The sequence below is a fragment of the Bacteroides caecicola genome (genome assembly GCF_023337095.1).
GTDB lineage: Bacteria > Bacteroidota > Bacteroidia > Bacteroidales > Bacteroidaceae > Phocaeicola > Phocaeicola gallinarum.
The window spans coordinates 13,987-26,249 of the sequence record NZ_JAMBLM010000008.1 but is presented as its reverse complement, the minus strand read 5'-3'; the positions used below and the strand labels follow the sequence as shown (position 1 = coordinate 26,249).

General features: G+C 45.2%; 7 protein-coding genes. 2 read left to right on the top strand and 5 right to left on the bottom strand.

Annotation, left to right across the window (positions count from 1 at the left end):
• Window positions 1-14 precede the first annotated feature (14 nt).
• From M3085_RS09130 to M3085_RS09110, 5 genes are all read right to left on the bottom strand, one after another.
• Window positions 15-1,295, bottom strand: coding sequence for a FimB/Mfa2 family fimbrial subunit (locus M3085_RS09130; protein ID WP_249052864.1), 1,281 nt, complete (start codon window positions 1,293-1,295; stop codon window positions 15-17).
• Window positions 1,296-1,503: 208 nt separating this feature from the next.
• Window positions 1,504-2,865 carry a glycoside hydrolase family 28 protein gene (locus M3085_RS09125; RefSeq protein WP_249052911.1) on the bottom strand — a complete coding sequence of 454 codons (1,362 nt, stop codon included), beginning with the start codon at window positions 2,863-2,865 and terminating at the stop codon, window positions 1,504-1,506.
• A 79-nt stretch (window positions 2,866-2,944) separates the two neighbouring features.
• Window positions 2,945-5,257: a GH92 family glycosyl hydrolase gene (locus tag M3085_RS09120; RefSeq protein ID WP_249052910.1), complete on the bottom strand. Its 2,313-nt coding sequence runs from the start codon at window positions 5,255-5,257 to the stop codon at window positions 2,945-2,947.
• A gap of 11 nt (window positions 5,258-5,268) precedes the next feature.
• A complete protein-coding gene (locus M3085_RS09115; protein ID WP_204499477.1) occupies window positions 5,269-6,354 on the bottom strand; it encodes an acyltransferase family protein in 1,086 nt (361 codons plus the stop codon).
• Window positions 6,355-6,366: 12 nt separating this feature from the next.
• Window positions 6,367-8,535 (bottom strand): alpha-N-acetylglucosaminidase, encoded by a 2,169-nt coding sequence (locus M3085_RS09110; RefSeq protein WP_249052863.1) that lies wholly within the window; start codon window positions 8,533-8,535, stop codon window positions 6,367-6,369.
• A 392-nt stretch (window positions 8,536-8,927) separates the two neighbouring features.
• Here M3085_RS09110 and M3085_RS09105 point away from each other — a divergent pair, with 392 nt between their 5' ends.
• Window positions 8,928-10,502: a sulfatase gene (locus M3085_RS09105; protein ID WP_249052862.1), complete on the top strand. Its 1,575-nt coding sequence runs from the start codon at window positions 8,928-8,930 to the stop codon at window positions 10,500-10,502.
• Between the two features lie 192 nt (window positions 10,503-10,694).
• Window positions 10,695-12,044: an MATE family efflux transporter gene (locus M3085_RS09100; protein ID WP_178256859.1), complete on the top strand. Its 1,350-nt coding sequence runs from the start codon at window positions 10,695-10,697 to the stop codon at window positions 12,042-12,044.
• Window positions 12,045-12,263: the final 219 nt, after the last annotated feature.

Below are 12,263 nucleotides of genomic sequence, written 5' to 3'. Positions count from 1 at the left end.
GACAATTTTAGCAATTACTTTTGAATGATTCTCACTCTTTTTACTCCTCGCAGGTAGTATTTTACAGTTTTTCCTGCCTTTATAATCCGGTTGTTACTGAAGCTGAACGTCGAATCGGAGTTGCAGCATAGATAACGTCCGTCTTTTTTCAATCCGTAAATTCCGTATGGCTCTACAAACTCATTGAATCCGTTTACATCTCCTCCGTATTGGTCCCGAAAGGTGCGGGCTTCTTCGGAAGTAAATGTGCGCCAGTTGTCGAACACATCTTCTTGATAACCGGCAAGTGTGGCAGATGCATCTTCGGCGTATACATACCACTGGTCGGGACTGATGAGCGTGGCGATAACTTCTTCGTCAGCGATGACGGTATCGGTTTTCCAGACATAAAATCTTCCCCAAATACATTCGCTTTCGGGGAGTTGTACGGCATAGAATGTTTCTAAATCTTCTTCTTCGTCTGTTCCGGGTAATTGGTTGCCTCCCCCTTCGGTTGTTTCATCCAATGTAAACTCCACGTCAATGGCGGGTTGCCATCCTGTTATTTCAAATTCACCTTCCAGTGATATCCCGTCCTGAAAACTTCCGGTAAACCGATACGGCTGCCCTTCTTGTAATGCTTTTTTGTAGGTGTAGTTATAGACTTTCGTGTCGGTGCCTGTTTTGACTTCGACAGAAAGGCGTGTCCGTGTGCTTTCAGAAGGAAAGACGTAGATTTCTCCAGCCGTCCATGTGTTGCCGTCCTTTTGGCATTCGACGGTACACATCCGATTGTCGTTTTCATAATCTCCATTGAACGAAACAGACGAACTGACGGGCGAAACATGCAGAATGACAGATTCTGTGGTTTCGGGCAGAGAAAGGAAAGTAAAATAAAGTGAGGCGACCGCCGGGTTAAGTGTCAGGTTTACTTCTGTTTCTTTGTCGGGATGAATGGCTGTGTTTCCTATAAAAAGCGGAGTTGTGGCACAACCGGTTTGTCGGAGATTTATAGAGTTGGCAGACACTTCATATACACTTTCTGCAAGTCCTGAGCACAGTGTTAGTGTATAGTCCGCCTGTTGTAAGAAGAGTTGGATTGGCAAATCGTTTTCTGCGATTTCTTTTTGCTCGGTTTCTTGTGTTTCATGGTTGAAGATGAATAGCGAAAGCGGATAAGTGATAAGCAAATCTTTTTCATTAGACAAACTGAAAGTAACCGGATGGCTTTCTTTATCGTCTTCGGTTTCGCTTATCGGGTATTTGCCACAGGAAGCAAGTACGGCAAGCAACAGAATGAGGATTATTTTCTTCATTGTTTTTATTTACAGTAAACGTAGGTTGCCGGAAAATGTATACGCTTCGGATAGATATTCTTTCCCATAGAAATAAAAATCTGTCGGGTAGGAATTACATGATTCGCAATAGAAAAATGCCGGAAGTGACAAGCTTTTGTCAACTTCCGGCACGCAAAAAAGGAATTTAGAAATGAGTCCGTTTCACAACGGTATCTGTCACTCCGCGTTAAGGAGTAACGGTTATTTGTAAGGTATTGATTGTTTTTATGTTGTCTGCGGCATGGTCGGGGCGTGTGTCTCCCCATTCAACGTTACAGGAACTTAACTTGATGTTTGAAGCAGTATGCAAGTAAAAACCGTAAGTGTTTCCTTTCAGAAAATCTTCGCCTTCGCAAGGACGTTTGTCGTAGGTTCCTCCTTCAAAATTCGTCCGCTTGTGCAAGTTGAGCGAAACTTGGTCGAAGTAGATACGGTTAACCTTTTCCGGAGTATCTCCTCCCACGAAGATACCGTTCTCGCTTGTACACAAAATGTTTTTAAAATAAATCTGACTTACTTCTCCGCAAGCTCCGTGTGTCGCCCCTTTAGGAAAACGCCAGCCTGCATCCTTGTGGTTGCCTACCGCGCGCGGATAAGAAGTGACGTAAATCGGTTCTGCTTTTCCCCACCATACATCGGAGAATAAGCGGCAGTCTACTATCATGTTTGTAAAAGCGACGTTTGTCACTGTTCCTTCATCACGATTCTGGATTCCGATACCCCGGTTACTGTCTTTGATGATGCAATTAGTAAACAAAACGTTATTTATTTTATCCATGTTCTCTGAACCAATCTTGATGGCACACGAGCGGGAGGTCATAGTACAGTTTGTTACTACAATATTTTCACAACTCCCGTATTGTTCAAACTCCCGTCGGTTTTTCAAACAGATACAGTCGTCGCCCGATTCGATGAAGCAATTAGATATGCGTACATCTTTTGAATGGTCAACGTCAATGCCGTCCCCGTTTCGTATTTTTAAATTGTTCCGGATGCAGATACCGTCGATCAGCGCGTCCCGGCAACCAATGAGATGCACCGTCCAGTATGCGCTGTTCCGGAACGTAACGTCGCGGATAATTAGTTTCTCTACGTTGGTCAGCGTCAATACATGCGGGCGCGGGTCGAAATCGGTAATCGGTTTCAGTTCATACGAATCGTCTAATTCTTTGCCCATAAACGAAACTCCGTTCCCATCAATTATTCCCGTTCCGGTGATGGATACATTCGTCAGGTCTTTCCCGCTTATCCACATCATGCCTTCTCCCCGGTTTTCTCCGAATGCGCTTTCGGTATAAAGACTTTCGTCAGGATGAGCCAGCAGGCGCGAGTTCGGTTCAAGATGCAAGTTTACATACGATGACAGTTTGAACGGACTGCACAGAAACGTATGACCAGCCGGAACAAGAACCGTACCTCCTCCTTTGCTCGCACAGGCTTCTATGGCTTTCTGTATCGCTTGTGCATCGTCAGTCTTTCCGTCTCCTGTAGCACCGTAATCCATGATATTGTATACATGCGTTTCGTGATGTTGACATGCGGCAAACATGAAAACACTGAGAAGAAAAAATATCAGTTTTGTTGTTTTCATATATCAATGACTTCTTGTAAGTTTTAATAAATCCTTGTTATTCTAAAATGCGAGGCGGACAATCACTGGCGGCTGCACCCCATTTCTTATTCGGTTTGTCGCCCATGATAAATACCATTGTTCCTCCTTTTATAATATCTTCGTGCGTAATGTAATTTCGTGTGTAAGGCTTTCCGTTCAGTACGGCATCTTGTATGTAAATGTTCTCTTTCGAAGCGTGGTGTGCAACAAGGCGGAATGTATTGCCGTTTTCAAGATGAAGGACAGCCGTTTCAAACGATGGGCTTGCCAAAGCGTAATACGGTGTTCCCGGACATACGGGATAAAAGCCCAAAGCAGCAAAAACGTACCATGCCGACATTTGTCCTGCGTCATCGTTCCCTGAAAGTCCGCCGGGCGCATTTACATATTCGGTTTCCATGATATGACGGACCGCTTTTTGAGTTTTCCACGGTTGTCCGGCGTAGTTGAACATAAAAGCCACCTGATGGCAAGGTTCATTGCCGTGCCAATAACGGTGTTGGCTGAACATCGAATCCAATTTGGCTATATACCTGTCTGGTCCGCCCATACATTCCATCAGTCCGTACGGGTCTTGCGGAACATACCATGTATAGTGACAAGGGGCACCTTCGGTAATAAAACGGTTAAAGCTGAACGCATTTGTTTCATTCAGAAAAGTTCCGTCAGCATGTCTGCCTTGCGCATATCCCGTACGCGGGTCAATGACGTTCCGATAATTTTTCGCACGTGAGGAAAGCTGTTCGTAGTCCTTTGTCTTATCCAATAGTCGGGCCACTTGTGCAAGTACAAAGTCGTCATAAGCATATTCCAGCGTGCGCGAAACTTGCTCATTGGTATGAAAAGCATCGGGTACGCTGTCTTCCAACGGAATATATCCGTATTTCAGGTAAGAATCCAACGCACGGCGTCCCATTCCGTTTTTATAATCTTCTTCCGATGCCGGATGTTCGAACGCATTCTTTCTCATGGCTTCGTAGGCTTTCTGAATATCGAAATTGCGTATTCCTTTTATATAAGCATCTCCTAACGCCGCAATGCAATGGTCGCCAATCATCGCAGCCGTATAGCTGTTCCAGCATGGGAAAATAGGAAGCCATCCTCCCTCTTCGTATTTATAAACCAATGACTGCATCATATCTCCTCCCTTAGAAGGATGAAGCAGGTTTATGAGCGGGTGCAAGGCGCGGTACGTATCCCACATGCTATAATCCTCGTAGTAGGTTTTCCCTTGAGCAAGTTGCCGGATCGGGCTTCCCGAAGCGAACGACGGGTAACGCCCGTCAGTATCGTTGAACGTGCGCGGAAGAAAAGATGCACGGTATAATGCCCCGTAAAACTTTTGTTTGGCAACGGTATCTGTAGTCTCTATCTCTATACCGGCAAGATGATGCTCCCATATTTCAGTCAGTTCTTTGCGGGTAAGGTCAAAGTCCCAATGCGGTATTTCGTCAGTAAGATTCCGTATCGCTCCTTCCTTGTCGGTAAATGATGAGGCTGCTTTGACCATTACCTGTTCATTGGCTTCTACGTGGAATCGGATGTAAGCCCCAATGCCTTTCCCTAACCGTATGTTGGTTTGTTGAGGATATAAACTGTCATTCCGGAACATACCGAAATCGCTGATGCTCTTTTGATATTCGATGATAAAATGTCCGCTATATCCCGCAGGTTCTCCCCATCCCTGATAAATGCGGTGTACGGGGTTGTATCCATAGATTCGCTTATGTATCGTATCTACTTCGATATATCCTTCTCCTTCATCGCTGTTCGGATTGACTACGAGATAAGCATCTCCTTCTTTCCCGTATGTGAAGCGGAAGATAGCTGAGCGTGAACGTCCGGTCATTTCTGCTTGTATCTGTTCGTGGGGAAGGTAAACCGAATAGTAAGCAGGTGTGGCTTCTTCGCTGTCGTGAGTAAATAGCGTGGCTCGTTTTTCAGGTGTACAACTTAACTTGCCAGCCAGCGGCATCAAGGTCATTGAACCGTAGTCTTGTGTACAACCTCCACTGATCCAATGCGAATTTCTGAATCCCTGAAACAAAGAATCCCGATAGTAATAAGGGGCGATGCATTTCAGTTCCGTATCTTGTGTTTGAGGTGTCCAGAAGTTCATGCCGTTCGGTTCGAGAACAGCCGGTATGGTCTGTCCGTATTCTTCGGTATGCTTGCCAAACATGCCTGCGGTTTTCGTAACACTCGCTGCTGTGCCCACCCTCGTATCAATGTAGCTTAACAGCGATACGGTGGATGTTGCAGGATGCGTGCAGGCTGTAAAGACGATAACCGGCAATAAAAACAACAGGTATGTAGTAGGCTTCTTCATCATCGCTTTTGTTATATTTTAATGTAGATTTTCCTTTTGTATAAAGGATAACCGATAAGCCCCATCACGCCTACAAACAGCAACGAGTAAATGGCTGAGGCGGCATAAGGGTCACTGATACTGGCGTGGATTCCTTCATAGATAACCGTTTTCAGTTCCGTAACATTTAGCGTTACGGTAGTGAGTTCGCTCAACACATAGAGAAATAATGGATTGACACCGAATATTTCGAATGTTTTGCACCATGATTTCTTTTGTTTCTCATCGATGAAATAAAGTAACGTAGCTTGTAACATGGCTGCCAGTCCGCAGGTTACCAATGCGTAACTGGGAGACCATATACGTTTGTTTAAAGGTAGCCATTCTACCAATAAAAAGCCGCATGATGCCAAAAGGAATCCGGCAACGAACAGCTTGATTATTTTTTGCTCTAAGTCTTTTGTCTCTAAAATAAGCCGTCCGCAAAGGAAACCGATAATGGTATGAGCGATGGCAGGAAGGGTGCTGACCAATCCTTCCGGATCGACAGGACTTTTGTGATACAGATGTTCATAACCCAATATCTTTGTATCAATGATGCTCAAGATATTAGTACCGTCTGCGGCATATCCGTTCCCGAACTGAAGCAAGAAAGCATATCCCAACAGCAGGGCTCCGGCAATCCATTTCAAATAATTGTGGCCGACGTATAACGACAACAGAGACACGATGCCATAACATAGTGCAATGCGCGGCAGTACGCCCAAGAAACGTATGTGATCGAAGGGGAAGAAGTCGCCTTCACAAGCAAATTCGAACCAATAGATTCCCCATCCGATGAAGAAGATAATTACGGTACGTTTCAGAATTTTGCGGATGACGCTTGCCGACGGGCGGAAATTAAATTTACGCAACGCGATGTAGGTAGATATTCCCATGATAAACAGAAAGAAAGGAAAAACCAAATCGCAAGGAGTCAACCCGTTCCAGACGGAATGACGCAAGGTGTCGTAGGACAATTTACCTCCGGCATTGTTTACCAGAATCATCCCGAAAACTGTCATTCCGCGCAGTACGTCTAAAGATAAGAGTCGTTTGGATGGGGTTGTAGTCGTCATACTTTACTGAAGTTATTGGTTTAGAGGAAATGCACTGTTGAATACCGAGCGAGCCGTGTCGATACAGTCGCCCTCCGCCTGACTTGCATACGTGTTGTGCATCAGCGTCCACGGTTCTTCCATCGCGTAGTAATCCAAATCCACCATCGGTTTACCGTCGAGTACATCTTGCAGCACGTTCCAGTAGGCAGCCCAACGCTTGTAATAAAAATCTTTCAGGATGCCATTCCATTCTTTGTGGGCATAATCGCGCAATCCGCCTTCATCGGCACAGGTACGGTTTCCCCATGTGGTAATTTGTACGCGGGCATTCCATTCGTACAGGTCTTTTTCTTCGTTTGTGGTGCCCAGACTGCGTGCCTGATTAATCCATCGCCCTACGCGGAACTCGCTGCGGGTTGCCAGCAGGCGGTCTTGTGCCAGAAGCAGGTTGAGGAACTCTTGCGAATGGCGTGCGAAACTGCGCTTGTCGAAGCTCTTGAAGTCGGCAATCGTCTGGTTATATACGATGCGCCCGCGGTCAGACAGCGATTGGCGCACGATGTCTACCAAGTCATACTCAAAGTTATTGTTCCCCCGGTATTTGTCGGCTACCTCCAACATCAGGCGCGCTGCGGCTTCCGTGGAAGTCGGGTCGTAGTAATTTTCCATTTTCGACCAGCTCGACACTTGGAAGTTATTCAGCCCCGGACGTCCGCAGAAGATGGATTCGTGAGGACCCTGCTGGTTGTTACCAAACGGACAGTTGTAGATGCCGTTGGCAAGAATCGTCCATGCCTGTTCTATCTTTTCGTCTCTTGTGCCGTATCGGGCGAAAAGATAGTCTTTCAGCCATGCTTCTTTGGTAATCTTTTCCGGACGCCACGGCAGTTCACACATCAGTTCAAACATAACGGGATTATTCTCACTGCCTTCCATCGTCAGCCCGATACCTTTCAGATGAGCAGCCAACGGATTATCCTTCGTCAGATAAAAATTATTCAGCAGTTGGTCGAAACGTCCGTGCAGGCCCACGTTTCCTCCGAAGTTTTCCAATAAGCAGAACAGCCAGTCGTGTTGTTCATACCCTTTTTCACGTTTCCATATAGAAGGTATTCCCCACATGGGTCGACATTCACTGAATAAGTCGAGTATAAGTAAGTCGCCGTTTTTTAGGTTCTTAATCATTTCGGGGCGCGGGTTTTCCGTCCATCCCTGAACCACCCATACAGCTTTCGGATTAACTTCGTGCATGGCTTTTAATACAGCTTTCCCGGCAGCGTCGAAGTCAATACTTCCGGCGTTTTCACATTCGTGGAATGGGTCCATGGAATAATAATTCGCTTTGCCGAATAGCTTTTTCTGTTCGTCGTAATACAGCGCAGCAATTTCAGCAAACCGCGAGTCGGTAGGAAGCAGGAACGCCGGGCGGGTAAACCCATTCCATAATTCCGGTTCGGTAACGTTCAGTCCCAACTTCTTATTGGCATCGTGGGGAACCATGCCCGAATAGCCCGGCAGAACGGGTTCGATGCCGTATTCGCGCATACGTTTTAATATTTTCTTTTGTAGCGCTTCTTGCTGTGTGTACCAACTGTCGGGATTCGGACCTCCCCATCCCTCAAGGTTATTCATTGCCCACCATGCTAAAAACGCCGGACCGGCAATGAAGCGGTTTATTTCTTCTTTCGTATATCCTAATTTAATCAGCATATTGCGCCACACGCATTCCTGACCTACGGCTGCAAGTGGCAGGTTGATACCGTGTAACGCCATCCAGTCTATTTCCTTTTCCCAGCGGTTCCAGTCCCAGAAAGCCATCGTATACGAGTATGTGCAATAATTGAAGTCGTAACGCAGCGTCAGGTCCGTTTCGTGCCGTTCAGGGCGGGCAACCTTTGGCAATGAGGCAGGCAGGTGAGCCTGCATGTTGTTCCACGAAAGATGAATACCGACATAATACTTCAGATACCAGTTCAGTCCCGTAGCAATATTGACGTAAGTATTTCCGCGTATAACCACTTTGTCTCCCTTTTGGTCAAGTTCAAAGAAATCTTTTCCCTCGTTTTTTTCAAGTTGAACGATAAATCTGCCTGACGCACCCGGTTCGATGCGTTCCAATAAATCTTTTATCGGGTTAGCCGACAGCATAAAAGGGAAACATGCAACAATCCCTATCAGTAGAAAATGTTTTATTCTCATGGTAGTGAAATTAGGTTTTTACAAAAGTAGCAGATAGAAATATTAAGCAGGGTGAAAATAGTAAAGAAAAAGAGGAATATAGTGCAGAAGTTTTAACCCGCTTTAAATTATGCGGTTTATCCCCTCGTGTATCTGTCTGAAACACAGCCGTGTTTTTCGTCGTAAAACGCAACCGTTAGTTTTAAGTGTTTCATGCGGATGAATCATGCAGTTCTACCCATAGGATTGCCCTGTCTTCCGAATAGAAATTTTGACTGTTATCAGACATAGAATAACGGAGGGTGTATTTGTTTTTAATTTGCTACATTTGTGATGTAAATAGATTGGGCTTGTGGTAGAATTTAAGCAGCCAGAAACAGTTTCAAAGTTATGTAATAAAGACAGAGGGTAATATGAATCTTAAATCTTTATCAGTATTAAATGTATTGACGCTTCTTCCGGTTGGATATATTGCGGCACAACAGCAGCAAAGTGCGGCAGAATCGTCTGGACAACGTCCTAATATCCTTTTTATTTTGAGCGACGACCATACCTCGCAGGCGTGGGGCATTTACGGAGGTGTGCTGGCTGATTATGCGAAGAATGACAACATCAAACGTCTGGCGTCTGAAGGGGTGGTGCTGGATAATTGTTTTTGTACTAACTCTATTTCGGCTCCCAGCCGGGCAAGTATTCTGACAGGAATGTACAGTCACCGGAATGGTCTGTACACTCTAAATGATTCGTTGGCTACTTCCATCCCTACATTGGCTACTGCCTTACAGCAGGCAGGTTATCATACCGGACTGGTAGGAAAGTGGCATATCCAGTCGCAGCCTCAGGGATTTGACTACTATTCTGTGTTCTATGACCAAGGAGAATATCGTGACCCTGTTTTTATAGACAGTAAAGACCCGTGGCCGGGAAACCGACGCTTCGGTGAGAAGATATTGGGCTTTTCTACCGACTTGGTTACGGAAAAGGCTATAAAATGGATGAAAGAACAAGACAAGGATACGCCTTTCCTGATGTGTTGTCACTTTAAGGCTACTCACGAACCGTATGATTTTCCCATACGGATGGAGCATTTGTATGACGGGGTGACATTCCCCGAACCGGAAAATCTGTTGGATTGGGGACCTGAAACAAACGGGCGTTCGTTTGTGGGGCAAACGGTTGAGGAGTTGGCGCGCCGCTGGGAGATTGCCTCTAAAGGCCCTGACAAATGGTGGTGTCGTTATCCGGAATTGCCATTCAGTATTAAAGGATTGCATAAAACGGCGGCACGCAAGGCTGCTTATCAGAAGTTTATCCGCGACTACCTGCGCTGTGGAGCGACTGTTGACGATAATATAGGGAAACTTCTGAAAGCCTTAGACGAGATGGGCATCGCTGATAATACGATAGTGGTGTATGTGTCTGATCAGGGATATTTCTTGGGCGAACACGGTTTTTTTGACAAGCGGATGTTTTACGAAGAATCGGCTCGTATGTCTTTCGTTATTCGTTATCCGAAGAAAATCCCTGCCGGAAAACGACTGAAAGATTTGGTGTTGAACATTGACTTTGCTCCTACTTTGGCGCAGTTTGTAGGAGTGGAGATGACCAATGTACAAGGGCGCAGCTTTGCTGATAATTTATGTGGTAATACGCCGAAAGATTGGCGTAAGGAGATTTACTATCGTTATTGGACTAATCACGCCATCCGTCCGGCACATTTCGGCATTCGTTCCGACCGTTATAAGCTGATTTTCTATTACGGACGGAATCTGGATATGACAGATACAGAAGATTTCTCTTTTGTTCCCTGCTGGGATTTCTATGATTTGCAGAAAGATCCGAAGGAAAATCATAATGCATACAATGATAGAGAGTATGCACCGATTATTAAGCAGATGAAGCAGGATTTGCTCCGCCTCAGAAAGGAATTTGGTGATACAGACGAAAAATATCCGGAGATGAGGCAGATAATGGAAACTTACTTTTAACTGTGGCAGGCTGCTCCGTGCGGGGGAATGCTTTTGTACAAATTCTTTTACCGCAGAACCTTTAGGGCTTGTTGAATTTACCTTCTCGGAAAATTTGAACAGGCTCTTGTTTTTTTGTAGAATTGCGTCTTGCAGATAGAATCGGGGACGAAAAAAAGTAGTAATTTTGCACCCCGAAAAAAGGTAAAAGAAGTGGAACAGGTTATTCAACAAGCAAATGTCCGCAAAGGATTGACAAAATTAGTCGTACCGATATTCATTGAAACATTGCTGATTATGATGCTCGGCGCAGTTGACACGATTATGCTGAGCCAATATTCTGATGAGAGTGTAGCGGCAGTGGGTGTGGTAAACCAGATTGTTATGTTTGCTTTCCTCGTATTCGAGGTGATAAACATTGGTACATCTGTGCTTTGTTCGCAATATTTGGGTGCAAAGATGCGTGAAAAGATGGTGCAGGTAGTGGGTGTATCACTTTTGCTTAATCTGGTTGTAGGATTGATAGTGAGCGGTATCCTGTATTTTGGTGCGCCCACCTTGCTTGGATGGATGGGATTGCGTCCGGAGTTGTTGAAATATGGTATCGGTTATATGGAAATCGTGGGAGCGTTTGCTTTCTTTCAAGCCATATCGCTTACTATCTCTGCTTCGTTGCGTAGTGCAAACAAGGCGATTTATCCGATGCTTGTTACGGTGTTGGTAAACATTATGAATATTGTTGGAAACTATTCGCTGATTTTCGGTAAATTCGGCTTCCCCGCTTTGGGAGCAGAGGGGGCAGCTATCTCTACGGCATTCGCCCGCGGGGTAAGCATGGTCGTTTTGTTTGTGATTCTTTTCCGTAAGCATATACCTTCTTTCCCTCGTGCCTATTTCCGTCCTTTCCCGTGGATTGAATTGAAGAATCTGTTAAAGGTAGGACTTCCTTCGGCTGGGGAGAATATGTCGTACAGCTTTTCGCAGGTGGTCATTACTTATCTGATAAACATACTTGGAAACAGTGCGCTTGCTACACGTACGTATACTGTCAACACGACGATGTTTGTGTATTTGTTTGCCATTGCGATGGCTCAGGGTGGAGCAATCAGCATCGGACATCTGGTAGGGCAGAAAAAAATTCGCGCTGCTTATCTCTTGGGCAAATACGTGATGAGGCTTTCTATCCTTGTGTCATTAATTCTGTCTTGCATTTGGGCGATATGCGGCCATGCTATCTTCAGTTGGCTGACTGATAACGAAGAAATCATCCGACTTGGCGTCACAATCTTGATTGTGGATGTAGTAGTGGAAATCGGGCGTGCCGTAAATATTTATGCCACTAATGCGTTGCGCTCGGCAGGTGATGTGAATTATCCTTTCTATGTCGGGCTGATTGTTCAGTGGACGGTATCGGTCGGGTTCAGCTATCTGTTCGGCATCCACATGGGATGGGGATTGGTAGGTATGTGGTGTGCTTTTCTGTTGGATGAAAATATCCGTGCCATTATCTTCGTGAAGCGTTGGAATAGTTTGAAGTGGGCGAAGAAAGGATTTGTGAAGTAACATTTGTAAGCATCACCCGGAAATACAGGTCGGGATACGGGCAAGTCGCGTGGTATGATAGTCGGTTACAAGGCATAAATATCATGTTACAAGTTTTTCTTTCTTTCATAGCCTGATAATCAGAATATTATATAGTCGGTTTACAAGATGTTAAACAGGTTTTACCAATGGCGTTGTCAGCTATTTGGCGTAACTTTATAACGTTTAAATCGACTATAA

Excerpts from the sequence above, each read along its gene's own strand:
- M3085_RS09120 (WP_249052910.1), bottom strand. The coding sequence starts at position 5,257 with ATGAAGAAGCCTACTACATACCTGTTGTTTTTATTGCCGGTTATCGTC.
- M3085_RS09125 (WP_249052911.1), bottom strand. The coding sequence starts at position 2,865 with ATGTTTGCCGCATGTCAACATCACGAAACGCATGTATACAATATCATG.
- M3085_RS09130 (WP_249052864.1), bottom strand. The coding sequence starts at position 1,295 with ATGAAGAAAATAATCCTCATTCTGTTGCTTGCCGTACTTGCTTCCTGT.
- M3085_RS09105 (WP_249052862.1), top strand. The coding sequence starts at position 8,928 with ATGAATCTTAAATCTTTATCAGTATTAAATGTATTGACGCTTCTTCCG.
- M3085_RS09110 (WP_249052863.1), bottom strand. The coding sequence starts at position 8,535 with ATGAGAATAAAACATTTTCTACTGATAGGGATTGTTGCATGTTTCCCT.
- M3085_RS09115 (WP_204499477.1), bottom strand. The coding sequence starts at position 6,354 with ATGACGACTACAACCCCATCCAAACGACTCTTATCTTTAGACGTACTG.